The organism is Massilia sp. R2A-15, assembly GCF_030704305.1.
GTDB lineage: Bacteria > Pseudomonadota > Gammaproteobacteria > Burkholderiales > Burkholderiaceae_D > JAFCUW01.
Genome location: NZ_CP131935.1, coordinates 3913308 through 3939690, shown reverse-complemented (window position 1 = coordinate 3939690; position 26383 = coordinate 3913308). Strand labels below are relative to the sequence as shown.

The window sequence follows — 26383 nt, the reverse complement described above, 5'->3', positions numbered from 1 at the left end:
CGACGCTACGCGGCCTGCGTCTTGACCCGGTCGTGCCGGTTCGCCAGCGCCTGCGGCAGCAGCGAGCCGGCGATCATGCCCACGAAGGCGGCGATCAGGCCGGCCAGCTGGCCCGGGAACACCGCGCCGTAGTTCGACAGCTGCGGGAAGAACAGCAGCCAGGTTCCTACGCCGGCGGCCAGCGAAACGATCGCGCCCTGCGTGGTCGCGCCCTTCCAGTACAGCCCCATCACCAGCGGCACGAAGGCGCCCACCAGCGTGACCTGGTAGGCCGACGACACCAGCTCGTAAATCGACGTGCCCTTCATGGCGATCGCATACGTCAGCACCAGCGCGGCGAACACCACGATCGTGCAGCGCATCGCGAACAGCTGCTGGCGGTCCGTCATGCCGGGGCGCAGGTGCTTGAGGATGTTCTCCACAAAACTGGTCGATGGCGCCAGCAGCGTGGCCGACGAGGTGCTCTTGATCGCCGACAGCAGCGCGCCGAAGAACAGGATCTGCATCGCCAGCGGCATGCGCGTCAGCACGAAGGTAGGCAGCAGGCGCTGGTAGTCGGCCTTGGCGATGTCGAGGGCTTCCTGGCCCATCACCAGAACGGCGCAGGCAACGACGAACATGGGCACGAAGGCGAACAGGATGTAGCTGGCGCCGCCGATCACGGCGCCCGCACGCGCGGTCGGCGCGTCCTTGGCCGACATCACGCGCTGATACACGTCCTGCTGCGGGATACTGCCGAACATCATGGTCACGCCGGCGCCGATGAACATGGCGATTTCGGTGAAGGAGGGCGCGGGCGCGAAGCGCCACAAGTCGGCCTTCGACGCCATCGCCAGCACCGGTCCCGCGCCGCCGGCCAGCTTGGCCGAGAACACCGCGATGATTGCCAGGCCGATCACCAGCACGATCATCTGGATAAAGTCGGTGATCGCCACCGCGAGGAAGCCGCCGACGACCACGTAGATCAGCACCGCGAGCGTGCCGACGATCATGCCGACCGTTTCCGACATGGCGCCGTTGGTCAGCACCGAGAACACCAGCCCGAGGGCGGTGATCTGCGCCGCCACCCAGCCGAGGTAACTGAGGATGATCGCCACCGAGCAGAACACCTCGATGCCTTTGCCGAAGCGCGCGCGGTAGTAGTCGCCGATGGTCAGCAGGTTGAGGCGGTACAGCTTCGCCGCAAAAAATACGCCGACCAGGATCAGGCAGGTGCCGGCGCCGAACGGGTCTTCGACCAGCGCGTTCAGGCCGCCCTGGATGAACTTCGCGGGAATGCCCATCACGGTCTCGGCGCCGAACCAGGTCGCGAACGTCGTCGTGATCACCATGATCAGCGGCAGGCGGCGGCCCGCGATGGCGAAGTCGCTGGTGTTCTTGATGCGCGTGCCGGCCCAAACGCCCAGGCCCAGGGTGCCGAGCAAGTACAGCACGACAGCGGTAATCAGTGTGGTGTTCATGACAATTGGAATAGGTGTTCGACAGGAAATTTCGGCGATTATATCTGCATCCATCGGGCGTGAAACACTTTTGGTAGTATTCGGTGATCACTTCGACAAATACAAGGAGCAGGACATGGCTGAGGCTGCAAATTGGCATGAGCGGGCGGCGCAGCTTGAAATCGACGGCCGCGCCTTCATCGACGGCAAGCGCGTGGACGCCGCGTCCGGCCAGACTTTCGACAAGCATTCGCCGATTGACGGCCGCAAGCTTGCTGCGGTTGCGCGTGGCGACGCGGCCGACATCGACGCCGCGGTGGCCGCCGCGCGCGCCGCCTTCGAGGACCGGCGCTGGGCCGGCAAGTCGCCGGCTGCGCGCAAGCGCACGCTGATCAAGTTCGCCGACCTGGTGTTGAAGAATACGGCGCAGCTGGCGCTGCTCGAGACGCTCGACATGGGCAAGCCGATCAAGTACAGCCAGAGCGTCGATGTGCCCTCGTGCGCCAACTGCATCCGCTGGTACGGCGAGGCGATCGACAAGATCTACGACGAGATCGCGCCGACCAACGACTCCAGCCTGGCCTTGGTCACGCGCGAACCGGTCGGCGTCGTCGGCGCCATCGTGCCGTGGAACTACCCGCTGATCATGACCGCCTGGAAGATCGCGCCCGCGCTCGCGGCCGGCAACAGCGTGGTGCTCAAGCCGTCCGAGAAGTCGCCGCTGTCGGCGCTGCGCCTGGCCGAGATTGCGCTGGAAGCCGGCATTCCGGCCGGCGTGTTTTCCGTAGTGCCGGGCTACGGCAACGAGGCCGGTTCCGCGCTGGCGCTGCACATGGACGTCGACTGCATCGCCTTCACGGGATCGACGCGGGTCGGCAAGCAGATCATGCAGATGGCCGGCCAGTCGAACCTGAAGCGCGCGTGGACGGAACTGGGCGGCAAGTCGGCCAACATCGTCTGCGCCGACTGCCCGGACCTCGACAAGGCCGTGAGCGCGGCGATCGGCTCGATCTACTTCAACCAGGGCGAGAGCTGCAACGCGCCGTCGCGCCTGTTCGTCGAAGCGTCGATCAAGGACCAGTTCATGGAAAAGGCGATGGCGATGATGCCGCGCTTCCAGCCCGGCGATCCGCTCGATGAAGCGACCGTGATGGGCGCCATCGTCGATGCGACTCAAATGAAGACCGTGATGGGCTACATCGAGGCCGGCAAGGCGGCCGGCGCGAAGCTGCTGTCGGGCGGCGAGGCGGCGCGCGGCGATTCCGGCGGCTTCTTCATCACGCCGACCTTGTTCGACGGCGTCGATGGCAGCATGAGCATCGCGCGCGAAGAGATCTTCGGGCCGGTGCTGTCGGTGCTGACGTTCACCGACCTGAAGGACGCGATTGCGCAAGCCAATTCGACGGCGTATGGATTGCAGGCCGCGGTGTGGACCAGCGACATGACCAAGGCTATCCAGACCGCGCGTGCGCTGCGGGCGGGGACGGTGCATGTGAACCAGTACGACAACGACGACATCACGGTGCCGTTCGGCGGCTACAAGCAGTCGGGCAACGGGCGCGATAAATCCCTGCACGCGATCGACAAGTACACCGAGCTGAAGACGACCTGGATTCAGATCGGCTGATTATGCAAGATTTTGCATAATTGGACGCCCAAAATGGGGTCAGGTCCGCAGGACCAGACCCCCGGTCTGCGACGTCCGCGTTTCCGGGGTCTGGTCCAGCGGACCTGACCCCATTTTGCTATTTGTAGTGCTGCACGACTCCGTACTCGGAACCCGCACCCAGTTTCGATTCCATCAGCGCGTAGCCGTCGATCTGCCAGCGAATCGCAGGGCCGGCGGCAGGCGCCACCGCGTTCCCCGCGCGCCGTCCCATCGTCACATGCGGCTTGTAGGGACGCCCCTCCGGCGTCATTCCCACACCTTCCAGCGCTGCGCCAATCGACGCGTGCAAATCCAGCAAAGGCTGCGGCACCACATCCGGCGCCAGCACGGCGATCCCGCCATGCCACAACTCGGGATGTCCGAACTCCAGCTCGAATGGCTCGAACGGCACGCTCAGTCCCGCCACTAGTTCCGGCACGCGTTCGCGCGCCACGTTACCAAGGAAATGCAGCGTCACATGCAGCTGCTCTGTGCGCACCGGCGACGAAGACGATGGCCACGTCCAAGCGTCGCGCCAGTCGCGCAGCGCCGCGCGCACATCGGGCGCCGGCCACAGCGCGACGAACAGGCGGGCTTGATCGGCGCTCATGGTCTTAGAAGCAGTGTTCCGGCCCAGGGAAGCTGCGGTCGGTGACCGCGTTGACGTAGGCCGTCACCGCGCCTTCGATGGTGGTCTGGCCTTCCATGAAGTTCTTCACGAAGCGCGCTTTGCGGCCCGGGAACACGCCCAGCATGTCGTGCATCACCAGCACCTGGCCGGAGCAATCCGGGCCCGCGCCGATGCCGATGGTCGGCATCGACAGCATGTCGGTCACTTCCTTGCCCAGCGTCGCGGGAATTGCTTCGAGCACCAGGATCGACGCGCCGGCTTCCTGCAGCAGCTTGGCGTCGGCCTTGAGCTGGTCGGCGCTGGCCGTGGTCTTGCCCTGAACCTTGTAGCCGCCCATCACGTGCACCGATTGCGGCGTCAGTCCAAGGTGGGCGCACACCGGGATCGCCCGGTCGGTGAGGAACTTGACCGTGTCGGCCAGCCATGCGCCGCCTTCGAGCTTGACCATGTGCGCGCCGGCCTGGATCAGGGTGACGGCGTTCGCGTAAGCCGCTTCCTTCGTGCCGTAGGCGCCGAACGGCAGGTCGGCGACGATCATCGCGCTCTTGCTGCCGCGCGCCACCGCCGCGGTGTGGTACGCGACTTCCGCCACCGTCACCGGCAGCGTCGAGTTGTGGCCGTTGCAGACCATGCCGAGCGAATCGCCGATCAGCAGCATGTGCACGCCGCAACGGTCCATCAGCGAGGCGAAGCTGGCGTCATAGCAGGTCAGCATGGTGATCGGGGTGCCGGCCGCCTTCAAAGCGCCCAGCATCGGCGCCGTGACGGCTTTCGGGGGCACGACCTTCGCCGGCGCCGCCGGGACGTCGCCTGTCATGTCCTTACCCTGCAGGTATGAGCTCATTGGTATCCTCAAAGTGTGTGTGCAAAGGCGGGGTCAGGTCCGGCGGACCTGACCCCTGGTGTGCATAGTGTAATGCGATGTTCCGAAAACTGCTGGTGCTCAGTCGATCCGGCTGATTTGCTGATCGGCGACGCCCGCCATGAAGCTTTGCGCCGGACCGCGTCCCGGTATGTTGACCAGCGGCGCGATCTCCAGCAGCGGCGCCAGCACGAACGCGCGCTCATGCATGCGCGGATGCGGCACCTGCAAGCCGGCGGTTTCGATCCGCTCGTCGCCGTAGAGCAGGATATCCAGATCCAGCGTGCGCGGCGCATTGCGGTAGGGCCGTTCGCGGCCATGCGCCAGTTCGATGCCGTGCAGCGCGGCCAGCAGTTCGGGCGCCGGGAGTGGGGTGTCGATACAGGCGACTGCGTTGATGTAGTCGTCGCCCGAGGAATCGATCGGGGCGGTGCGCCAGCATGACGATCGCTTCAACAGCGTGGTGGCCGGCAGCGCGGCCAGCCGGATCAGCGCGTCCTCGACGTTGGCCAGGGCGTCGCCCAGGTTGGCGCCGATGCCGATGTACGCGATCATTCCTCGCCGCTGCCCGCCGCGACTGCGCCTTCGGCACGCTCGCCGCCGCTCTTGCGCGGGCCACGGCGCGGCGCGCGCTTGCGTTTCGCACCGGCTGGCGCGGCGCGCTCGCTGGTGAGCAGCTTTTCGCGCGTCTCGGCGTCGCCTTCATAGAACGCGGTCCACCACTCGCCCAGCTCCATGTCGATCTCGCCGGACTCGCAGCGCAGCAGCAGGAAGTCGTAGCCGGCGCGGAAGCGCAGGTGCTCGAGCAGCTTGTACGGCGCCTTGCCGTTGCGGCGCTCGAAGCGCGGCTGCATCGACCAGATGTCGCGCATGTCGGAGGCGATCTTGCGCTGCAAGGCCAGTTGTTCGGTCTGCGCGTCGAGTACGTCGTCGGCGGCCAGGTGCAGCGCCGGGATCGGCGATTCGCCGGCGGCGCGGTAGGCGGTCCACTTCTCGACCACCTGGTGCCACAGCAGCGAGGCAAACAGGAAGCCGGGCGAGACGCCCTTGCCGGCCTTGACGCGGTTGTCGGTCGACTCCAGCGCCAGCGTGACGAACTTCATGCCGATCGGCTGCTCCAGCACGACGTCGAGCAGCGGCAGCAGGCCGTGGTGCAGGCCTTCCTTGCGCAGCTGCTGCAGGCAGGCCAGCGCGTGGCCGCTCATGAGCAGCTTGAGCATCTCGTCGAACACGCGCGCGGCCGGCACGTTGTCGATCAGCGGCGCCATCACCGAGATCGGCGCGCGCGTGGTCGGCTCGATGGTGAAGCGCAGGCGCGCGGCGAAGCGCACCACGCGCAGCATGCGCACCGGGTCTTCGCGGTAGCGCGCTTCCGGCTGGCCGATGATGCGCAGGACCTTGTCGCGGATATCCTGGATGCCGCCGTGGTAGTCCAGCACCTGCTGGGTGGCCGGGTCGTAGTACATCGCGTTGATGGTGAAGTCGCGCCGCATCGCGTCCTCGTGCTGCGGCCCGAAGCTGTTGTCGCGCAGGACGCGGCCATGTTCATCCTTCGGCGCGTTCATGTCGCCGGCGCCGCGGAAGGTGGTCACCTCCAGCAGGTCCTGGCCGAACATCACGTGCACGATCTGGAAGCGCCGGCCGATGATGAAGGCGCGCCGGAACAGGCGCTTGACCTGCTCTGGCGTGGCGTCTGTGGCGATGTCGAAGTCCTTCGGTTTCACCCCCAGCAGCAAGTCGCGCACGGCGCCGCCGACCACAAAAGCCTTGAAGCCGGCGTCCTGCAGCGTGGAGGTCACCCGGATCGCGTTCGACGACACCAGTCTCGGATCGATTTTATGGTCGTCCGGCCCGAGGATGACGGGCTCGGTCAGGTCGCGCGCTGGCGTTTTGACGCCGAGGATCTTGCGGATGAATTTATTAATCATTGAATAGATAAAGTGAAGGCCAGCCCAGGGTCGTTGCGTGGGTTGCCAGCGCGACGTTCGGATTGGTCGCAACGGGGTGGGTGACGACGGACAGCAGGGGAATGTCGTTGTGCGAATCGCTGTAGAAATGGCTGCTCTCGAACGCCGACAGCGGCTTGCCAATTTTCTCCAGCCAGGCGTGGGTGTGCGTGACCTTGCCGGCGCCCGACGTCGGCACGCCGACCAGCTTGCCGGTCAGGTTGCCATGCTCGTCTTCCTCGGGCACGGCGGCGATCAGGTGCTCCACGCCCAGCGCGGCGGCGATCGGCGCGGTGACGAAAGCGTTGGTCGCGGTGACGATCGCCACCAGGTCTCCGGCGTCCAGGTGTTTCTGGATCAGCGCGCGCGCCTGCGGGGTGATGGCAGGCTCGATTACTTCGCGCATGAACTGGCGGTGCATTTCGTCCAGCTGGGCGCGCGGGAAGCGCGCCAGCGTGCCGAGCGCGAATTCGAGGTATTCGACCGGATCGAGCGTGCCGGCCTGGTACTGCGCGAAGAATTCGTCGTTGGCGCGCTTGAAGGCGTCGGCGTCCACGGCGCCGGTGCGCACAAGGAACTGGCCCCACTCGTAGTCGGAGTCGAGCGGCAGCAGCGTGTGGTCAAGGTCGAACAGGGCCAGCTTGTTCATGCTTCGTCGTCCTCTTCGCGGTTGGCCTGCTGCAGCAGGTCGCGCAGCAGCGGCAGCGTGACGGGACGCTGGGTTTCGAGGGAATACTGGTCGAGGGCGTCTAGCATCGTCGACAGGGAGCGCATGTCGCGCCGAAAATGGGACAGCAGGTAGGGTAACACGCTGGCCGACAGGGTCAGTCCGCGGGCGTCGGCCGCATGGGTCAGCGCGGCGATCTTCTCTTCGTCGGACAGGCCGTGGATCTGGTACACCAGGCCCCAGCCCATGCGCGTGCGCAGGTCCTCGCGCACCGGCAGCACAGCCGGCGGCACCGGGCCGGTGGAGACCATGTAGGCGCCGTTCTCGCGGATCTGGTTGAACAGGGCGAACGCTTCGATCTGCGCCTGCGGCGACAGCTTGGCGCAGTCGTCGAGCAGGTACAGGCTGATGTCGGGCGAATAGGCGAACGCCGACTCCGGCGCGCCGGCGCCGATGTAGCGCGAGGCCGGCGTGGCGGCCAGCGCGTGCAGCAGGTGGGTCTTGCCGGCCGCCGCTTCGCCCCACAGGTAGGCGAAGTGTTCACGCGAGCTGCGTCCCGCGAACTGGTGCATCAGGTGCGCCAGTTCGGCATTTTGTCCTACCTCGAAGGAATCGAGGCTTTGCGCCTGGTCTGCGCCTAAATCGAGCACCAGCTGTTTCATGGCGTTCGTCTCATACGTCGTAATTCTGTGTATACATCACGCATTATAGAAGCTGCTGCGCAAGTAGTGGTGGCGCAGGTGGCGAAACGCCACCATCAGCACCGCCGAGGCCGGCAAAGCGAGCAGTACGCCGACGAAACCGAACAACTGGCCGAAGGCGAGCAGGGCGAAGATCACCGCCAGCGGATTCAGGCCGATGCGCTCGCCGACCAGCCGCGGCGTGAGGAAAAAGCCTTCGATGACTTGGCCGGCGCCGTAGATCACGGCCACCGAGATCAGGCCGCTCCAGCCGGGGAACTGCAGCACCGCGGCGATCAGCGCCAGCATCAGGCCCAGGCCGAAACCCAAATATGGGATGAACACCAGCAGGCCGGTCAGGATGCCGACCGGCAGGGCGACGTCGAAGCCGGCGATCGACAGGCCGATCGAGTAGTAGGCCGCCAGCACCAGCATCACCAGGAGCTGGCCGCGCAGGTACTGGGCCAGCAGCACGTTCACTTCCTGCGCCATGCCCACGGTCTGCACCACCCAGCGGCGCGGCACGGCGCCGCTGATGGTGGCAAGCATCTTGTGCCAGTCGAGCAGCAGGTAGAACAGCACCACCGGGATCAGGATCAGGGTGGCGATCCAGCCCAGCACGCGGGTGCCGCCGATGCGCGCCGACGACAGCACGGTGGTCCAGATTTCGTCGCCGCCGCTGGCGAACTGCTGGCTGAGCAGGGCGCGGATGCCGCTGCCGTCGAGCGTGACCTTGATGCCCATGGCGTTCAGCTTCGGCGTGAGCACCTGGTCGAGCTTGACCAGGAAGGCCGGGATTTGCGCCATCAGCAGAGGCACCTCGGTCTGCAGCACCGGCACCACGATCAGCACCAGCGCGGAAACGCCGGACAGGAACAGCAGCATCACCAGCACGACGGCCAGCGCGCGCGGCAGCGGATAGCGGCCGATGCGCCGGCTGGACAGGTAATCGACGCCGCCGTTGAGCGCATACGCCAGGATCGCGGCGGCGATGAAGGGCGTGAGCACCGGCCCCAGCGCATACAGCAGCACGACGAACGCCAGCCACAGACCCAGCCAAAACGCGGTTTGCTTCTGTTCTGGCGTGAAGGGAAATGGCATGTATGGGCGTTGGGATTCGGTTAAATGGGCCGGGAAGGAGGCGTTTTGATAAAATAGCGGATTATTCAGTTGCTGCCGCAATTGTTTCCGCCGCCTTCTATTTTACCGCCTCCGCTGCCAAATACACCATGAACCAACCTTCAAATGTGTCACTTTCCTACCGCGATGCCGGGGTCGATATCGATGCGGGCGACGCCCTGGTCGAAGCGATCAAACCGCTTGCCAAGCGCACCATGCGCGAAGGCGTCCTGAAAGGCATCGGCGGATTCGGCGCCCTGTTCGAGATCAGCAAGAAGTACAAGGAGCCGGTGCTGGTGTCCGGCACCGACGGCGTGGGCACCAAGCTCAAGCTGGCGTTCGAGCTGAATCGCCACGACACGGTCGGCATCGACCTGGTGGCGATGAGCGTGAACGACATCCTGGTGCAGGGCGCCGAGCCGCTGTTCTTCCTCGACTACTTCGCCTGCGGCAAGCTCGACGTGGCGACCGCGACCGCGGTGGTCGGCGGCATCGCCAAGGGCTGCGAGCAGGCCGGCTGCGCGCTGATCGGCGGCGAGACCGCCGAGATGCCGAGCATGTATCCGGACGGCGAATACGACCTGGCCGGCTTCGCCGTCGGCGCGGTGGAAAAATCGAAGATCATCGACGGCACCACGATCGCCGCCGGCGACGTCGTGCTGGGCCTGGCCTCGTCGGGCGTGCACTCGAACGGTTACTCGCTGGTGCGCAAGATCATCGAAGTGGCCAAGCCGGACCTGGAAGCGGACTTCCACGGCCGCAAGCTGTCCGACGTGCTGATGGAGCCGACCCGCATCTACGTCAAGCCGCTGCTGGCGCTGATGGAGACGATGGACGTCAAGGGCATGGTGCACATCACCGGCGGCGGCTTGGTGGAGAATGTGCCGCGCGTGCTGCAGCCGCACTTGACGGCCGTGCTCGATTCGAAGGCATGGATCATGCCGCCGCTGTTCCAGTGGCTGCAGCAGCACGGCGGCGTGGCCGACGCCGAGATGCACCGCGTGTTCAACTGCGGCATCGGCATGATCGTGATCGTGTCGGCCGAGCAGGCGGACGCGGCGATGGCCCAGCTGCAGGCGGCCGGCGAGACCGTCTCGCGCATCGGCGTCATCCGCGCGCGCGCGGGCGACGAGCACCAGACCATCGTCAACTAAGCAGCGGCGCCGAACGCATCGGGGGTCGGTTCCTGCGGGACCTGCCCCTTTTTTTCGTCCATGCATATGCATACATTGTGAAGCATGCGATACATAATTGCGATCGCACTTCACGATTCCGTGACATTTCCACAAGTTCGCACAAGGCCGTTCCAGAGACTGATTCGTCATGTTGGCGCGTTGCTGCTTGCGGGTGCGCCTGCCCTCGCTAGACTCAAATTGTCGTCAGCGTTCTCACACTTCCGGCGACACACTTTTGAGCATCGCCGCGCGAACGAATCCGTTCACCAGGCATGCTTCCTATCGACCAGACGAGATTGGAATGATCATGCGAACCCTCACTCTACTTCCCCTCGCTTTTGCGCTGACCCAGGCTTCCGCTTTCGCCGCACCGCAAGAGCCGCAACAAACCACGCCGGCCATGTCCGAAATCCAGGTGCAGGCCGCCATGCCCGTGTACAAGACGCAGCCCATGGAAAGGGACGAGCTCAAGGGCGTCTACAAGCTGGACAACGGCGCGACGTTCAAGATCACCGGCCAGCAGAACCGGCTGTATGCGGAGCTGGGCCAGCGCGGCGTGACCGAACTGGTGGCTGTTGGCGGCGACCGGTATATCGCGCCGGCGCAGAACCTGACCGTGCAATACGTGCCGCAGGCCTTCGGCGACCAGGTGGTGCTGACCTATCCCGCCGAAATGAACGCATCTGCATCGCCGATGGTGACGGTCACGCTGGCCGTCAACTGATCATCGCGATTTTGGAGTGACGGGGTCGGGTCCCATGGACCTGACCCCATTTTATTTACTGGCGAAGGATTTTCGCCACGGGCGCGGCGCGCAGGCGGTGCGCATCGGGCATGCCCGATCCCAGCAGCGGCCGCAGGTAGCGCACGAACGCCTCGGTCACGTCGGTGCCGCTGGCGTTGATCAGTTCGTCCTCCATCACGCGCGTCTTGCCGGCCACCGATTCCAGCGCCACCAGCTCATACGTAGCGGCGTAGTCGCCGCAGCGCCGGATCGCCACCGAGCCGTCGCGCTCGCCCCACATCGCGTACTGCACCGCTTTCTCGCCCACTTCGCGCGCCTCGCGCTGGTCGACGTCGGACACGCAGCCGATGAACGAGCGCTGCAGGTAACCGAAGGTGTCGCCGCGCACCCGCTTGATGCCCAGCTTGGCCTTGATCTCGTCGCACAGCAGGTCGGCCAGCGCGCCGGTGCCCGACAGCTGCACGTTGCCGTGCGCGTCGCGCTCGACTTCCTTGGCCAGCAGGCTGGCGATCGCTTCGCCGGACGCATCGTGGATGCCTTCCGACACCGCGATCACGCAGCGCCCGTGCTGAGCGTAGGCGGCCTTGACGTCGGCCAGGAACTGCTCGAGCACGAAGGTGCGCTCGGGCAGGTAGATCAGGTGCGGGCCGTCGCCGGGGAACTTGCGGCCCAGCGCGGCGGCCGCGGTCAGGAAGCCGGCGTGGCGCCCCATCACGACGCCGACGTACACGCCCGGCAGCGAGGCGTTGTCGAGATTGGCGCCGGAGAAGGCCTGGGCGACGAAGCGCGCGGCCGACGGGAAGCCGGGCGTGTGGTCGTTGCCGACCAGGTCGTTGTCGATGGTCTTGGGAATGTGGATGCAGCGCAGCGGGTAGCCGGCCTTTTGCGCTTCCATGCTGACGATGCGCACCGTGTCGGACGAGTCGTTGCCGCCGATGTAGAAGAAGTGCTCGATCTCGTGCGCGCGCAGCACCTCGAAAATCTTCTGGCAATAGGCGATGTCCGGCTTGTCGCGGGTCGAGCCGAGCGCCGACGACGGCGTGGCCGCGACCAGTTCGAGATTGGCCGCGGTTTCCTGGGTCAGGTCGACGAACTCTTCGTCCACGATGCCGCGCACGCCGTGCAGCGCGCCGTACACCCGCGTCACCTGCGGGAAGCGGCGCGCTTCGAGCACCACGCCCACCAGCGACTGGTTGATCACGGCGGTCGGACCGCCTCCCTGGGCGACCAGAATTTTTCCAGATGGCATGCGCGACTCCCCGAAGTTGGCGAACAAGCCAGCTTACCTCAAAATCGCGCGGCCGCGGCCCTGGCCTTCCTTACGGCTTGCCGATATTCTTTTCCAGGAATTTCTCGACGCGGCTCCAGAAGTCGATGCGGTTCTTCGGCAGCGTCCAACCGTGGCCCTCTTCCTCGTACACCACCATCTCGACGTTCGGGTTGGTGGCCTTGACCGCGTCGTAGAACTTGCGGCCGTGGTAGATCGGCACGCGCAGGTCGGCGCCGCCGTAGGCCAGCAGCAGCGGCTGGGTGATGCGCGCAGCCTGCACCAGCGGCGAGGTCTTCTGCAGCTGTTCGGCATCCTTGACCAGGTCGCCCACCAGCGTCGGCATGCCGTACTTGCGGTAATCGTCCGAGACGTCCGTCTGGGCGCTCCAGTGGCCGGTCGCCAGCAGGCCGATGTCGGTCACGCCGACCCAGTCGATGCCGCACTTGTAGAGGTCCGGATCGTTGACCAGGCCCATCAGGGTGGCGTAGCCGCCGTAGCTGGCGCCGGCGATGCAGATGCGCTTCGGATCGGCGATGCCCTCGGCGATCGCCCACTTGGCGGCGTCGGCGATGTCGTCCTGCATCTTCAGGCCCCATTGCTTCCAGCCGGCTTGATAGTGCTTGCTGCCGAAGCCGGTGCTGCCGCGGTATTCCGGTTCGATCACCGCATAGCCGCGCGAGGCCAGGAACTGGACGCTTGGATGCCAGCCCCATTCGCCGCCGCGCACGTACGGTCCGCCGTGCACCAGCACCACCAGCGGCAGGTTCTTGCGCTTGTCCTTCGGCAGCGTCAGCCATGCGGGGATGACCAGGCCGTCGCGCGCCTTGTAGCGCACCGCGTCCTGGGTCGCCATGCGCGCCGGCTCGACGCCCTCATAGCTTGAGCCGACCTTGTCGAGCTTGCCCGTTTCGGTGTTGAACAGGTTCCAGAAATTTGGCTGCACATCCGAATACGATTGCACCAGCACCCACGGGGTTTCGGCGTGCGGCGCCACCGACACCAGGTTGACGGTGTGCGGCAGCAGGGCGTCGATGCGTTGCTGCACCGCCTTCATGCCGGCGTCGAACCAGACCGTCGAGCGTGCATCGCTCAGGATGCGCACGCCCAGCAGCTTGCTGTCGCTCATCACCAGCTGGCCCGAGAAGTCGTAATCGGCCAGCTCGACCAATGGTTCGGCGTCGCGCTTGCCGGTCGCCAGATCGAAGCGGTACAGGGCGCGCTTGTCGCGGCCTGCAGTCGCGGACACGTACAAGGTGCCGTCCGGCGCGAAACCGACCGGGTTCATCGCGCCGTGATCGCCCAGGAAGTCGTTGTAATCGAGCAGCTTGCGCCAGTTGTCCGTCGCCGCGTCGCGATAGTACATCGCGCCCTTGTCCTTGTCGTGCGTGCTGACGATGCGCGGTTCGCCCTTGGCGTCGAGCACCCAGTGGTTCGCGTGGGCGGGCCGCTGCACGGTTGTGGAGCGACCGGTTTTGGTGTCGAGACGCAGCAGGTCCACCGAACTGATCTCGCCCCGCTCGACCAGTTCAGGACTGGTGACGTAGATCGACGACGAACCGGCGCTGGGCCTGCCGCCAAGGAGGTGGGTGTTGAACGGCAGCAGCTTGGTGATCTTGTGCTCGCTGAACGACGACTTGCTGCGTTCGACCAGTTGGCGGAATTCGCTGCCGTCGCGGTTGACCGCGTACAGGCCGGCGCCCCGCTCGATTTCGCCCTGGGCCAGGTCCTTCTCCGTCACGTCGAACACCAGCCGATCGTCGTTGACCCACTGGAAGTGCCCGATGTCGGCGTCGCTGAAGCCGCCAACCAGCTTGACGCTCTTGTCGCCCAGATCGATCACCGCCAGCGCATCGCGGCTGTTCTTGCGGGCGACGCGGGCGGCGAGGAAACGTCCGTTGGGCGACAGCAGCGCGCCGGAAAACGTCGGGTTGTTGAAGAAGCGTTCGATCGGCACCGGCGCGGCTGAGGCGGTGTCGGCGGCAATGCCGGGAAGGGCGGCGAGGGCGCCGGCGAAGGCGAGAAGCAGGTGACTACTGAAGCGGCGAACGGGCATGGTGGTTTCGGTTGAAGTTGAAGTTGAAGATGCGAAGCGGCGGCAGCTGTTTTATGGCTTGCCGATATGTTTTTCCAGGAATTTCTCGACGCGGCCCCAGAAGTCGATGCGGTTCTTCGGCAGCGCCCAGCCGTGGCCCTCTTCCTCGTACACCACCATCTCGACGTTCGGGTTGGTGGCCTTGACCGCATCGTAGAACTTGCGGCCGTGGTAGATCGGCACGCGCATGTCGGCGCCGCCGTAGGCCAGCAGCAGCGGCTGGGTGATGCGCGCGGCCTGCACCAGCGGCGAGGTCTGCTTCAGCTGGTCGGCGTCCTTGACCAGGTCGCCGACCAGCGTCGGCATGCCGTACTTGCGGTAATCGTTCGTCATGTCCGACTGGGCGCTCCAGTGGCCGTTGGCCAGCAAGCCGATATCGGTGACGCCGACCCAGTCGATCCCGCACTTGTAGAGGCCTGGATCGTTGACCAGGCCCATCAGGGTGGCGTAGCCGCCGTAGCTGGCGCCGGCAATGCAGATGCGCTTCGGATCGGCGATGCCCTCGGCGATCGCCCATTTGGCGGCGTCGGCGATGTCGTCCTGCATCTTCAGGCCCCATTGCTTCCAGCCGGCGTGATAGTGCTTGCTGCCGAAGCCGGTGCTGCCGCGGTATTCGGGTTCGATCACCGCGTAGCCGCGCGAGGCCAGGAACTGGCCGTCCGAATGCCAGCCCCATTCGCCGCCGCGCAGATAAGGCCCGCCGTGCACCAGCACCACCAGCGGCAGGTTCTTGCGCTTGTCCTTCGGCAGCGTCAGCCATGCGGGAATGACCAGGCCGTCGCGCGCCTTGTAGCGCACCGCGTCCTGGGTCGCCATGCGCGCCGGGTCGATGCCGTCGTAGCTCGAGCCGACCTTGTCGAGCTTGCCCGTCTCCGTATTGAACAGATTCCAGAATTTTGGCTGCACATCCGAATACGATTGCACCAGTACCCACGGGGTTTCGGCGCGGGGCGCAACCGACACCAGGTTCACGGTGCGCGGCAGCAGGGCGTCGATGCGCTGCTGGACCGCCTTCATGCCGGCGTCGAACCAGACCGTCGAGCGCGCATCGCTCAGGATGTGCACGCCCAGCAGCTTGCTGTCGCTCATCACCAGTTGGCCCGAGAAGTCGTAATCGGCCAGCTCGACCAGCGGTTCGGCGTCGGGCTTGCCGGCAGCCAGGTCGAAGCGGTACAAGGCACGCTTGTCGCGGCCCGGTTGCGCGGATACGTACAAGGTGCCGTCGGGCGCGAAACCGACCGGGTTCATCGCGCCCTTGTTGCCGACGAACTCGTTGTAATCGAGCAGCTTGCGCCAGTTGTCCGTCGCCGGGTCGCGATAGTACATCGCGCCCTTGTCCTTGTCGTGCGTGCTGACGATACGCGGCTCGCCCTTGGCGTCGAGCATCCAGTGGGTCGCATGGGCGGGGCGCTGCACGGTGGTGGAGCGACCGGTTTTGGTGTCGAGGCGCAGCAGGTCCACGGAGCCGATTTCGCCGAGCTCGACCAGTTCAGGGCTGGTGACGTAGACCGCCGGGGAACCTGCACGCGACGCGCCGCCAAGGAGGTGGGTATTGAACGGCAGCAGCTTGGTGATCGTGTGCTCGCTGATCATCGACGTGCTGCGATCGACCAGCTGGCGGAACTCGCTGCCGTCGCGATTGGCCGCGTAGAGGCCGGCGCCGCGTTCGACGTCGCCCTGCGCCAGGTCGTTCTCCGTCACGTCGAACACCAGACGCTCGTCGTTGACCCACTGGAAGTGCCCGATGTCGGCGTCGGTGAAGCCGCCAACCAGCTTGACGCTCTTGTCGCCCAGGTCGATCACCGCCAGCGCATCGCGGTTGTTCTTGCGGGAGACGCGCACGGCGAGGAAACGCCCGTTCGGCGACAGCTGCGCGGCGGAAAACGTCGGGTTGTTGAAGAAGCGTTCGATCGGCACCGGCGCGGCCGCGGCTGTGTCGGCGGCCATGGCGGGAAGGGCGGCGAACGCGCCGGCGAATGCGAGGAGCAACTGACAAGCGAGGCGGCGGCGAATGGGCATGGCGGTTCCGGTTGAAGTTGAAGAAGCGGCGAAAGCTTGTGGCTTGCCGGTTTTTTTCAGGTATTGCTCGGCGCGGCTCCGGTAGTCGATGCGGTGCATCGTCAAGTACCAGCCGCGGCCCTCTTCCTCATACACCACCATGCCTGAGTACGGATTGATCGCCCTCACCAGCTCGTCACATATGCAGGTGTGATAAAAATACAATGCTTGTGAGAATAGCAGCGTAGATGCCCGGCGGCAAGCTATTCCGGCGCCCGCACATGGTCGACGAAGGCGCCGCTGGCCGCGTCCGGCGCGCGCGTGAGCAGGCTGACCGCCGCCAGCACCGCCATCCCTGCCGGTACCCCGAACACGCCGGCCGAAATCGGCGCGATGTGGAACCACTGCGCCGCCGCGCTGCCGCCCAGGATCGGGTTCGTGTGCAGCATGTAGTAGATGCACACGACGAAGCCGGCCACCATGCCGGCCAGGGCGCCGGCGTGGTTGGCGCGCTTCCAGAACACCCCCAGCACCAGCGCCGGGAACAGCGCCGAGCCGGCCAGCGAGAACGCCGCGCCAACCAGCGAGAGGATGTCGGCCGGCTTCTGCGACGCGGCGTAGGCGGCGGTGAACGCCACCGCCAGCAGCAGCAGCTTGGAGATCGTCACCCGCTTCTGGGTCGACGCCGCCGGGTCCACCGTCTTGTAATAGATGTCGTGCGACAGCGCGTTCGAGATGGCCAGCAGCAGCCCGTCCGCGGTCGACAGCGCGGCGGCCAGCCCGCCCGCCGCCACCAGCCCGGAAATGACGTAGGGCAGGCCGCCGATCTCCGGCGTGGCCAGCACCAGCACGTCGCCGTCGATGGCGATTTCGGCCAGCTGCACGATGCCGTCGCGGTTGATGTCGGCGATGCCGATCAGCGGATTGAGCTTGTCCACGCTGGCCCAGTACGAGATCCAGGTCGGCAGGTGGGCGAAGTCGCTGCCCACCAGGCGCGTGTAGATGTCGTACTTGACCAGCACCGCCAGCGCCGGGATGGTCAGGTACACCAGCAGGATGAAGAACAGCGTCCAGAACACCGAGGTGCGCGCCTGCTGCACAGACGGCGTGGTGTAGGAGCGCATCAGGATGTGCGGCAGCGCCGCCGTGCCGAGCATCAGGCAGAACACCAGCGCGACGAAGTTGTTGCGGCGGCTGTCGGACTGCTCGCGGTTTTCGCCGGGGAAGGGCGTCGCGTGCGGTTCGGGCGGCTGGGCGCGCGCCAGGTTGGCCGCCTGCAGCTCGGCCCAGGTGCGCGCGGCCTCCTCCACCGTCTTCGGATAGGCGGCCAGCTGGCGCTCGATGGCGCGAATTTCCATCAGCGAGCCGTGGCGCAGCCGGATCTCGTCGAGCCGCTGCTGCGCCTCGAACTTGCCCGCTTCCCACGACGCCGGCAGCGCCTTGATCCGGGCCGCGTAAGCATCGGCGCGCTGGCGGAACATCGCGCGCACCTGCTGTTCCTTCGGATCGTTCTCGATCTGGATCTCGCGCTGGGCCAGCTTCGACAGCACCGCGCCGTAAGCCACCTGCGGCAGCGGGTTGCCGGCGTGCTTGGCCGACAGCCACATGGTCGGAATCAGGAAGGCGACCAGGATGATGATGTACTGCGCCACCTGGGTCCAGGTGATCGCGCGCATCCCGCCGAGGAAGGAGCACACCAGGATGCTGGCCAGGCCGAGGAAAATCCCGACCGAAAAATCGACGCCAGTGAAGCGCGAGGCGATCAGGCCGACCGCGTAGATCTGCGCCACCACGTAGGTGAACGAGACGATGATGGTGGCGCCGACGGCCATCATGCGCACCGGCGTGCCGCGCCCTCCCGGTTCGCCGCCGTAGCGCGCGGCCAGGAAGTCGGGGATGGTGTACTGGGCGAACCTGCGCAGGTAGGGCGCGATCAGCAGCGCCACCAGCACGTAGCCGCCGGTCCAGCCCATGATGTAGGCCAGGCCGTCGAAGCCGTGCAGGTACAGGCCGCCGGCCAGGCTGATGAAACTGGCCGCCGAGATCCAGTCGGCGGCGGTGGCCATGCCGTTGAACAGGGCCGGCACGCGGCGCCCGGCGACATAGTATTCAGACACGTTCGAGGTGCGGCTGATCACGCCGATGCCTGCGTACAGCGCGATGGTGGCGAACATGAACAGGTAGCCGATCCACACGCGCGGCATGCCTTCCTGCTCCAGCAGCGCCAGCGCGATCAGGAAAGCGCCGAAGCAGCCAGTGAAATACAGGTAGTAGCGCGCCAGGCGCGAAAACATGCTGGACGCGGCGTTCAAGCGGCGTCTCCGGCCTGCGCTGGACCCAGGCGGTTGCGGTAGGCGCGGTCGTAGATGCGCATGGCCAGCGCGTACACCGCCAGGATCGCCAGGTAGATCAGGGCGGCGCCTTGCGCGGCGAGGTAGAACGGCAGCGGCCAGCCGAACACGGTCAGGCCCGCCAGTTCGCGCGCGAAGAACGCGCTGCAGAAGGTGGTGGCGAGCCACAGCGCCAGCAGGGCGCCGGTCAGGCGGCGCGTGCGCTGCCAGTGCGTGGCGCGCGCGCCTTGCAGCACCAGCTGGCGCTGGGCCGCGGCGCCGGCGTCGGCCAGGGGAATGATGGGATCAGGCGTCTTCGTCATGGGGCGGTTCGGGCGGCGGGAAGCTCACGCGGAACAGGCTTCCGGCCGCCTGCTTCAGGGGGCTGTGGGGATTGTTGAAAATCTCGACTTCGGCGCCGTGCTGCTGGGCGATCTCGCGCACGATCGCCAGACCGAGCCCGCTGCCAGGCGCGCCGCTGCCGAGGATGCGGTAGAAGCGCTCGAACACGCGCGCGCGCTCGGACGGCGCGATGCCCGGTCCGGTGTCTTCCACTTCGAGCATCGCCACGCCGGCCGCGCTGCGCACGCGCACGGTGACGCTGCCGCCGTCGGGCGTGTAGCGCAGCGCATTGTCGATCAGGTTCGACAGCAGCTCGCGCAGCATCAGCGCATTGGCCGCGACGACGACCGGCGCGTCCGGCGGCTCGAAACCGAGGTCGATGCCGTGCGCGAACGAGGCCTGCACCCAGTCCTGCACCGTCGCGCGCGCAACGGCCGCCAGGTCGACCTGCTCGAACGCCTCGCCGCGCGCCGGCTGGTTCTCCGCCCGCGCCAGCGCCAGCAGCTGGTTGACCAGCCGCGTGGCCGACTCCGAACTCTTGGCCAGCTGCTCGAGCGAGCGGTGGATCTCGTCCGGGTCGACCTGGCGCAGCGCCAGCTCCGACTGCATGCGCATGCCGGCCAGCGGGGTCTTCATCTGGTGCGCGGCGTCGGCAATGAAGCGCTTCTGCAGCTCGATGGTCTGCGACAGGCGCTCGAGCATCTCGTTGAGCGAGCCGACCAGCGGCGAGATCTCCTCGGGCACCTGGCGCGAATCGATCGGCGACAGGTCGTCCGGACGGCGCGCGCGGATGCGCTCCTGCAGCTGCGCCAGCGGCGACAGCCCGCGCGCGAGCGCCAGCCACACCAGGCCCAGCACGATCGGCAGGATGATGAACTGTGGCAGGATCACGCCCTTGATGATTTCGTTGGCCAGCTGCGCGCGCTTGTCGAGCGTCTCGGCCACCTGGATCAGCGCCTGCGGCGGCGGCTCGCCGCGCGCCGTCGCCGGGCGCAGGTTCACATAGGAATAGGCGATGCGCACCGGCGTGCCGTGCATGGCGTCGTTGCGGAACAGGACCGTCGCGCCGCGATTGCGCTCGTCCTCGGGCGGCGCCGGCAGGTCGCGGTCGCCGTCGACGAACTCCGCGTGCGGCCCGGCGATCTGGAAGTAGACGTTGTCGATGTCGTCGGCGCGCAGCACCTCGCGCGCGCCGCCGGCCAGGCGCGAGACCACCTTGCCGTCCACCTCGCGCACCTGCTGCGCCAGCACCGTCACGCTGTCCTCCAGCGCATGATCGAACGGCTGGTTTGCGATCGACTTGGCCACCAGGTAGGTGATGGCGATACTCATTGGCCACAGCAGCAGCAGCGGCGCCAGCATCCAGTCGAGGATCTCGCCGAACAGCGAATGCTGGATGTTCTCGTCCGCCTCGGCGCCGGCCGGCTGCGCCAGCTCGATGCCGGCGGCAGCGGGCAGGGCAGGGCTGCTCTCGCGCGCCTTCACTTCGATTCGGGACCCGGTTCGGCGGCGCTGCGTTCGAGGCAGTAGCCCAGGCCGCGCACGGTGGCGATGCGCACGCCGCCCACCTCGATCTTCTTGCGCAGCCGGTGCACGTACACTTCGATGGCGTTGTTCGACACTTCCTCGCCCCATTCGCACAGGTGGTCCACCAGCTGCTCTTTGGAGACCAGCCGGCCGGTGCGCGCCAGCAGGATCTCTAGCAGGCCCAGTTCGCGCGCCGACAGGTCGAGCATCTGGTCGTTGATGTAGGCGCTGCGCCCGACCTGGTCGTACGACAGCGGGCCGTGGCGGATCACCGTTGCGCCGCCGCCGGCGCCGCGCCGGGTCAGCGCGCGCACCCGCGCCTCGAGCTCGGACAGCGCGAACGGCTTGGCCATGTAATCGTCGGCGCCCAGGTCCAGGCCATTGACGCGCTGCTCGATCGAATCGGCCGCCGTCAGGATCAGCACCGGCAGCAGCGAGGCGCGGGCGCGCAGGCGGCGCAGCACTTCCAGGCCGCTCATCTTGGGCAGGCCCAGGTCGAGGATCAAGAGGTCGAATTCCTGGGTCGACAGCGCGGTGTCGGCGTCGGGGCCGTTCTTGACGCAGTCGATGGCGTACCCGGACTGGCGCAGCGAACGCGTCAATCCATCGGCAAGCACGCTATCATCCTCGGCAAGTAAAATACGCATGGCGGACCCCGTGATATCGAAGTGACCATTGTGTTGCATTTAGCGCCTCATGGCGAGTTTTTGCTGCCGTTTGCCCAATTTTGATATTTTTCACACGCCGCGAAAACACCGCTTGCAAAGACTACTGTATTTTTGTACAGTGTCGTCTGTGCCGGCCCGCTGGCCCTTGACCAGCCCTTATTCCAGACTGAAAGAACACCATGGACGACAAGAAAAACGTATTGAACGCCGCAGAAAAAGGCAAGGCGCTGGCAGCGGCGCTGGCGCAAATCGAAAAGCAGTTCGGCAAGGGCTCGGTCATGCGCATGGACGGCAACGCGCCGGTCGAAGAAGTGCAAACAGTCTCCACCGGTTCGCTCGGCCTGGACATCGCGCTGGGCGTGGGCGGCCTGCCACGCGGCCGCATCGTCGAAATCTACGGCCCTGAATCGTCGGGCAAGACCACGCTGACCCTGCAGACCATCGCGCAAATGCAAAAGCTGGGCGGCACCTGCGCCTTCATCGACGCCGAGCACGCGCTGGACGTGGGCTACGCGCAAAAGCTGGGCATCAACCTGTCCGAGCTGCTCATCTCCCAGCCCGACACCGGTGAGCAGGCGCTGGAAATCTGCGACGCGCTGGTGCGTTCGGGCAGCGTGGACCTGGTCGTCATCGACTCGGTGGCCGCGCTCACGCCGCGCGCCGAAATCGAAGGCGACATGGGCGACTCGCTGCCGGGCCTGCAGGCGCGCCTGATGTCGCAAGCGCTGCGCAAGCTGACCGGCTCGATCAACCGCACCAACACGCTGGTCATCTTCATCAACCAGATCCGCATGAAGATCGGCGTCATGTTCGGCAGCCCGGAAACCACCACCGGCGGCAACGCGCTCAAGTTCTACGCATCGGTGCGCCTGGACATCCGCCGCACCGGCTCGATCAAGTCGGGCGACGAAGTGATCGGCAACGAAACCAAGGTCAAGGTCGTCAAGAACAAGATCGCGCCGCCGTTCAAGGAAGCGCACTTCGACATCCTGTACGGCGCCGGCACCTCGCGCGAAGGCGAAATCCTCGACCTGGGCGCCGACAACAAGATCGTCGAAAAGTCCGGCTCGTGGTACAGCTACAACGGCGAGCGCATCGGCCAGGGCAAGGACAACGCCCGCCTGTTCCTGGTCGAGCGTCCGGCGCTGGCGCGCGAGATCGAAAACAAGGTGCGCGCGGCGCTGGGCGTGCGCGAGCTGCCGCCGGTTGCCGGCGAAGAGGCAGCGAAGCCGGCCGCCAAGCTGAAAGCCGTGGCCGAGTAATACCATGGCTGCGCCCCAGCTGAGCCTGAAGGGCCGGGCATTGCGCTTCCTGTCGATGCGCGAGCACAGCCGGCTCGAACTGGGGCGCAAGCTGGCGAAGTATGCGGAAGAGGGCGACGACGTCAATGCGCTGCTCGACTTCCTCGAACAAAACAACTGGCTGTCGCAGGAACGCTTTTCCGAGTCGCTGATTCACCGGCGCGGAGCGCGCTACGGCAACAATCGCATCGTCGCCGAACTGCAGCAGCATGGCGTCAAGGGCGAAGCGCTGGCCGAGCTCAAGGCGGGGCTGGCCGACACCGAAGCGGCGCGCGCCGCCGAGGTCTGGCAGCGCAAGTTTGGCGAAGTGGCGACGGATGCGGCGGGGCGCGCGAAGCAGATGCGCTTTTTGCTCACGCGCGGCTTCTCGCAGTCGGCGGTGCGCAAGGCCATCAAGGGCAGCGACGACGAGTTCGAATAGCCGCCGAAGCGGGTGAGGTTGGAAGTCAGGTCCGTGGACCTGACCTCGGTTCTGTCGGTGCCGTTCGCAAGGCCGCGCGGTCGGCGAAACCGGGGTCTGGTCCCGCGGACCTGACCCCATCGTCGTCGTCGCCGCGCGCGAAAAAGCGGCGGCGGCATCTCTGCCGGGGCTGGTCTTTCGGGCTTGGACCCGTTGATTGGATAACGATTTCCCAGCAAGGCGCCTTTCGCCGTATGCGGCAACTTCGGTTGAGCGCGCATACTCCTCACCGGCGGAAGGCGCCGCGCTTTTTTTTTGCGCGCGAGCCCGGCGATTCGCCGCTCGATCCGGCGCTGCAACTACTTCCCACCTTTAAGCTGATGACGCTGTTCATCTCGAAGCCGCTGCCGCCTGGCTTGTCATCGCCGCCCACCCCCGCTTCGCAGCGGGCCGTCTCGGGATCGCCACCAACGGGGACAGGTCCGCAGGACCAGACTCCCGACTCCAGCGGCGCGCACACCGCATAACCTTAATCAAGAGGCAATAAAATCGCTCAATATCGGGCAAAATTCTATGTTGCAGTGCAACCGAGCGCAGTCTTGTGCTAAACTTTTGGGGTTTTAGCAGCGCCGCAAGAGCGGTTGTCTCCGTAGAAACTGCGGCGACGTGCATCAGCACACGGCTGCATCACTATTTACCGCCGCATCGCCGGCCCTGGTCTCTATGCCCTTGTCTCCACCTGTTCGCCGCGCTTTACGGCATACCCGCGCGATCCACGTTGACGCCTTTGCGCGCGAGGATGGCCTGTGGGATCTCGACGCGCGCATCAGCGACGTGAAGGTCAACGACATCCAGCTCGCCTCCGGCCTGCGCGAAGGCGGCGACCCGGTGCACGACCTGAACCTGCGCATCACGATCAACCGCGACCTGGTCATCGTCGATGCCGAAGCGGCCTCCGACAAGGTGCCGTATCCCGGTTATTGCGACACCATCGCGCCGGCCTACAAGAGCCTGGTCGGCCTGTCGCTGATGAACCATTTCCGGCTGCACCTGAAGGACCGCCTCGCTGGCGTGCTCGGCTGCACCCACCTGACCGAACTGGCGTTGGTGCTGCCGACCGCCGCCATCCAGGCCTATGCCAATGACGTCATCAAGACGCGCGACGGCGATGCGGTCGATGACTCCCCTGAACGTCCATTCCAGCTCGATCGCTGCCATGCGCTGCGCGTCGATGGTCCCGCCGTTGCCCGCTACTATCCGCGTTGGGCACTGAAAGTCGTCAATAGTTGATAGTAAATAGTTAGCAGTCGCAGTGCGCGTGCCAGTTGCGCGAACCAATCGTATTTCAACCGTAATTCTACAAACACAGTTTCTGAAGAAGGGAAGCCAGCATGAAGATCCATGAGTATCAAGGCAAGGAAATCCTCCGAAAGTTCGGGGTGACGGTACCGCGCGGCATTCCGTGCATGACCGTGGAAGAGGCCGTCAAAGCGGCTGAAACGCTGGGCGGACCGGTCTGGGTCGTCAAGGCGCAGATCCATGCTGGCGGCCGCGGTAAAGGCGGCGGCGTCAAGGTCGCCAAGTCGCTCGAGCAGGTCAAGGAATATGCCGACCAGATCATGGGCATGCAGCTGATCACCCACCAGACCGGCCCTGAAGGCCAGAAGGTCCGTCGCCTGCTGATCGAAGAAGGCGCCGACATCAAGCAGGAACTGTACGTGTCGATGGTCACTGACCGCGTTTCGCAGCGCGTCGTGCTGATGGCCTCGTCGGAAGGCGGCATGGACATCGAGGAAGTCGCTCACTCGCATCCTGAAAAAATCCACTCGATCGCGATCGATCCGGCCGTCGGCCTGACCGACGCCGAAGCGGACGACATCTCCGCCAAGATCGGCGTGCCGGCCGGCTCGATCGCCGATGCGCGCGTTCAGCTGCAGGGCCTGTACAAGGCTTACTGGGAAACCGATGCATCGCTGGCCGAAATCAACCCGCTGGTCATCACCGGTTCGGGCAAGGTCATCGCCCTCGACGCGAAGTTCAACTTCGACTCGAACGCGCTGTTCCGCCAGCCTGAAATCGTCGCCTTCCGCGACCTGGACGAAGAAGATCCGGCCGAAGTCGAAGCATCGAAATTCGACCTCGCCTACATTTCGCTCGACGGCAACATCGGCTGCCTGGTCAACGGCGCCGGCCTGGCCATGGCGACCATGGACACCATCAAGCTGTTCGGCGGCGAGCCTGCCAACTTCCTCGACGTGGGCGGCGGCGCGACGGCTGAAAAAGTCACCGAAGCGTTCAAGATCATGTTGAAGAACCCGGGCCTGAAAGCCATCCTGGTCAACATTTTCGGCGGCATCATGCGCTGCGACGTGATCGCAGAAGGCGTGATCACCGCATCGAAGGCCGTGCAGCTGCAAGTGCCGCTGGTTGTCCGCATGAAGGGCACCAACGAAGACATCGGCAAGAAGATGCTGGCCGACTCCGGCCTGCCGATCATCGCCGCCGATACGATGGAAGACGCAGCGAAAGCCGTTGTCGCCGCTGCCGCTGGTAAAGCCTAATTCGAAGGAAATAACATGTCGATCCTGATCAATAAAGATACAAAAGTCATCACCCAGGGGATTACCGGCAAGACCGGCCAGTTCCACACCCGTATGTGCCGCGACTACGCGAACGGCAAAGCCGCTTTCGTCGCCGGCGTGAACCCGAAGAAGGCCGGCGAAGACTTCGAAGGCATTCCTATCTACGCCAACGTGTCGGAAGCGAAAGCCGCCACCGGCGCGACCGTGTCGGTGATCTACGTGCCGCCAGCGGGCGCCGCCGCCGCGATCTGGGAAGCCGTCGAAGCCGACCTCGACCTGGCGATCTGCATCACCGAAGGCATTCCTGTGCGCGACATGATGGCGCTGAAGGACCGCATGGCCAAAGCCGGCTCGAAGACCCTGCTGCTGGGTCCTAACTGCCCAGGCCTGATCACCCCGGACGAAATCAAGATCGGCATCATGCCGGGCCACATCCACAAGAAGGGCCGCATCGGCGTCGTCTCGCGTTCGGGCACCCTGACCTATGAAGCAGTCGGCCAGCTGACCGCACTGGGCCTGGGCCAGTCGTCGGCAGTGGGCATCGGCGGCGACCCGATCAACGGTCTGAAGCACATCGACATCATGAAGATGTTCAACGAAGATCCGGATACCGACGCGGTCATCATGATCGGCGAAATCGGCGGTCCTGACGAAGCCAACGCTGCGTACTGGGTCAAGGAAAACATGAAGAAGCCGGTGGTTGGCTTCATCGCCGGCGTCACCGCGCCACCGGGCAAGCGAATGGGCCACGCCGGCGCGCTGATCTCGGGCGGCGCCGACACCGCGCAAGCGAAGCTGGATATCCTGGAAGAGTGCGGCATCAAAGCCACCAAGAATCCATCGGAAATGGCGCGTCTGCTGAAGGCCATGCTGTAAGGCTTTTGCTGCCGGGATAACTTGCCCGGCGCCAGACTAGGTAGAATATATGGGGAGCGGCGACGCTCCCCATGTGCGTTTACAG

At 65.6% G+C, this 26383-nt stretch carries 23 protein-coding genes; 8 read left to right on the top strand and 15 right to left on the bottom strand.

Annotated elements, in window-relative coordinates; all coding sequences use genetic code 11:
• Positions 1 to 5 precede the first annotated feature (5 nt).
• Positions 6 to 1460, bottom strand: coding sequence for a sodium:solute symporter family protein (locus Q4S45_RS18125; RefSeq protein WP_305506690.1), 1455 nt, complete (start codon positions 1458 to 1460; stop codon positions 6 to 8).
• A 115-nt stretch (positions 1461 to 1575) separates the two neighbouring features.
• Here Q4S45_RS18125 and Q4S45_RS18120 point away from each other — a divergent pair, with 115 nt between their 5' ends.
• A complete protein-coding gene (locus Q4S45_RS18120; protein ID WP_305506688.1) occupies positions 1576 to 3066 on the top strand; it encodes an aldehyde dehydrogenase in 1491 nt (496 codons plus the stop codon).
• Between the two features lie 118 nt (positions 3067 to 3184).
• On the opposite strand, the gene thpR is transcribed toward Q4S45_RS18120, so the two are convergent.
• The 7 genes from thpR to Q4S45_RS18085 all read right to left on the bottom strand — a co-directional run bounded on the left by thpR (position 3185) and on the right by Q4S45_RS18085 (position 8974).
• Positions 3185 to 3697 carry an RNA 2',3'-cyclic phosphodiesterase gene (gene thpR, locus Q4S45_RS18115; RefSeq protein WP_305506686.1) on the bottom strand — a complete coding sequence of 171 codons (513 nt, stop codon included), beginning with the start codon at positions 3695 to 3697 and terminating at the stop codon, positions 3185 to 3187.
• Positions 3698 to 3701: 4 nt separating this feature from the next.
• The gene (gene panB, locus Q4S45_RS18110) at positions 3702 to 4562 is read right to left on the bottom strand and encodes a 3-methyl-2-oxobutanoate hydroxymethyltransferase (protein ID WP_374046053.1); all 861 of its coding nucleotides are present in this window, start codon (positions 4560 to 4562) and stop codon (positions 3702 to 3704) included.
• 99 nt (positions 4563 to 4661) lie between these two features.
• Entirely contained in the window at positions 4662 to 5135 is a 474-nt protein-coding gene (folK, locus tag Q4S45_RS18105) for a 2-amino-4-hydroxy-6-hydroxymethyldihydropteridine diphosphokinase (protein ID WP_305506684.1), read from the bottom strand.
• Entirely contained in the window at positions 5132 to 6508 is a 1377-nt protein-coding gene (gene pcnB, locus Q4S45_RS18100) for a polynucleotide adenylyltransferase PcnB (RefSeq protein WP_305506682.1), read from the bottom strand. The genes folK and pcnB overlap by 4 nt, the downstream gene beginning before the upstream one ends.
• Positions 6501 to 7175, bottom strand: a complete 675-nt coding sequence (locus Q4S45_RS18095) for an HAD family phosphatase (RefSeq protein WP_305506665.1) — start codon at positions 7173 to 7175, stop codon at positions 6501 to 6503. Before Q4S45_RS18095 ends, pcnB begins: the two co-directional genes overlap by 8 nt.
• Positions 7172 to 7855: a DnaA regulatory inactivator Hda gene (hda, locus tag Q4S45_RS18090; RefSeq protein WP_305506662.1), complete on the bottom strand. Its 684-nt coding sequence runs from the start codon at positions 7853 to 7855 to the stop codon at positions 7172 to 7174. Before hda ends, Q4S45_RS18095 begins: the two co-directional genes overlap by 4 nt.
• 36 nt (positions 7856 to 7891) lie before the next feature.
• Positions 7892 to 8974 (bottom strand): AI-2E family transporter, encoded by a 1083-nt coding sequence (locus Q4S45_RS18085; RefSeq protein ID WP_305506660.1) that lies wholly within the window; start codon positions 8972 to 8974, stop codon positions 7892 to 7894.
• Between the two features lie 128 nt (positions 8975 to 9102).
• Between Q4S45_RS18085 and purM the strand changes: the two genes are divergently transcribed.
• Both purM and Q4S45_RS18075 read left to right on the top strand, forming a co-directional pair.
• Entirely contained in the window at positions 9103 to 10146 is a 1044-nt protein-coding gene (gene purM, locus Q4S45_RS18080; protein ID WP_305506658.1) for a phosphoribosylformylglycinamidine cyclo-ligase, read from the top strand.
• A 328-nt stretch (positions 10147 to 10474) separates the two neighbouring features.
• The gene (locus Q4S45_RS18075; RefSeq protein ID WP_305506656.1) at positions 10475 to 10891 is read left to right on the top strand and encodes a hypothetical protein; all 417 of its coding nucleotides are present in this window, start codon (positions 10475 to 10477) and stop codon (positions 10889 to 10891) included.
• A 55-nt stretch (positions 10892 to 10946) separates the two neighbouring features.
• Here the strand turns inward: Q4S45_RS18075 and Q4S45_RS18070 are convergent, their stop codons facing one another.
• The 7 genes from Q4S45_RS18070 to Q4S45_RS18040 all read right to left on the bottom strand — a co-directional run bounded on the left by Q4S45_RS18070 (position 10947) and on the right by Q4S45_RS18040 (position 21118).
• Positions 10947 to 12161: a 6-phosphofructokinase gene (locus Q4S45_RS18070; RefSeq protein WP_305506654.1), complete on the bottom strand. Its 1215-nt coding sequence runs from the start codon at positions 12159 to 12161 to the stop codon at positions 10947 to 10949.
• A 70-nt stretch (positions 12162 to 12231) separates the two neighbouring features.
• Positions 12232 to 14235, bottom strand: coding sequence for a S9 family peptidase (locus Q4S45_RS18065; RefSeq protein ID WP_305506652.1), 2004 nt, complete (start codon positions 14233 to 14235; stop codon positions 12232 to 12234).
• Between the two features lie 51 nt (positions 14236 to 14286).
• Positions 14287 to 16293: a S9 family peptidase gene (locus Q4S45_RS18060; protein ID WP_305506650.1), complete on the bottom strand. Its 2007-nt coding sequence runs from the start codon at positions 16291 to 16293 to the stop codon at positions 14287 to 14289.
• Positions 16294 to 16535: 242 nt separating this feature from the next.
• Complete coding sequence (locus Q4S45_RS18055; protein ID WP_305512146.1) at positions 16536 to 18566, bottom strand: sodium:solute symporter family protein; 2031 nt, start codon at positions 18564 to 18566, stop codon at positions 16536 to 16538.
• Positions 18567 to 18580: 14 nt separating this feature from the next.
• Positions 18581 to 18925, bottom strand: coding sequence for a DUF4212 domain-containing protein (locus Q4S45_RS18050; protein ID WP_305506648.1), 345 nt, complete (start codon positions 18923 to 18925; stop codon positions 18581 to 18583).
• Positions 18909 to 20429, bottom strand: a complete 1521-nt coding sequence (locus tag Q4S45_RS18045; RefSeq protein WP_305506646.1) for a sensor histidine kinase — start codon at positions 20427 to 20429, stop codon at positions 18909 to 18911. The genes Q4S45_RS18050 and Q4S45_RS18045 overlap by 17 nt, the downstream gene beginning before the upstream one ends.
• Positions 20426 to 21118 (bottom strand): response regulator transcription factor, encoded by a 693-nt coding sequence (locus tag Q4S45_RS18040; RefSeq protein WP_305506644.1) that lies wholly within the window; start codon positions 21116 to 21118, stop codon positions 20426 to 20428. Before Q4S45_RS18040 ends, Q4S45_RS18045 begins: the two co-directional genes overlap by 4 nt.
• Positions 21119 to 21318: 200 nt before the next feature.
• Here Q4S45_RS18040 and recA point away from each other — a divergent pair, with 200 nt between their 5' ends.
• The 5 genes from recA to sucD all read left to right on the top strand — a co-directional run bounded on the left by recA (position 21319) and on the right by sucD (position 26298).
• Positions 21319 to 22401, top strand: a complete 1083-nt coding sequence (recA, locus tag Q4S45_RS18035) for a recombinase RecA (RefSeq protein WP_305506643.1) — start codon at positions 21319 to 21321, stop codon at positions 22399 to 22401.
• Positions 22402 to 22405: 4 nt separating this feature from the next.
• Positions 22406 to 22861, top strand: coding sequence for a recombination regulator RecX (recX, locus tag Q4S45_RS18030; RefSeq protein WP_305506641.1), 456 nt, complete (start codon positions 22406 to 22408; stop codon positions 22859 to 22861).
• 702 nt (positions 22862 to 23563) lie between these two features.
• Positions 23564 to 24130 carry a DUF2889 domain-containing protein gene (locus tag Q4S45_RS18025; RefSeq protein ID WP_305506639.1) on the top strand — a complete coding sequence of 189 codons (567 nt, stop codon included), beginning with the start codon at positions 23564 to 23566 and terminating at the stop codon, positions 24128 to 24130.
• 101 nt (positions 24131 to 24231) lie between these two features.
• The gene (sucC, locus tag Q4S45_RS18020) at positions 24232 to 25401 is read left to right on the top strand and encodes an ADP-forming succinate--CoA ligase subunit beta (protein ID WP_305506637.1); all 1170 of its coding nucleotides are present in this window, start codon (positions 24232 to 24234) and stop codon (positions 25399 to 25401) included.
• Positions 25402 to 25416: 15 nt separating this feature from the next.
• Complete coding sequence (gene sucD / locus Q4S45_RS18015; protein WP_305506635.1) at positions 25417 to 26298, top strand: succinate--CoA ligase subunit alpha; 882 nt, start codon at positions 25417 to 25419, stop codon at positions 26296 to 26298.
• Positions 26299 to 26383: the final 85 nt, after the last annotated feature.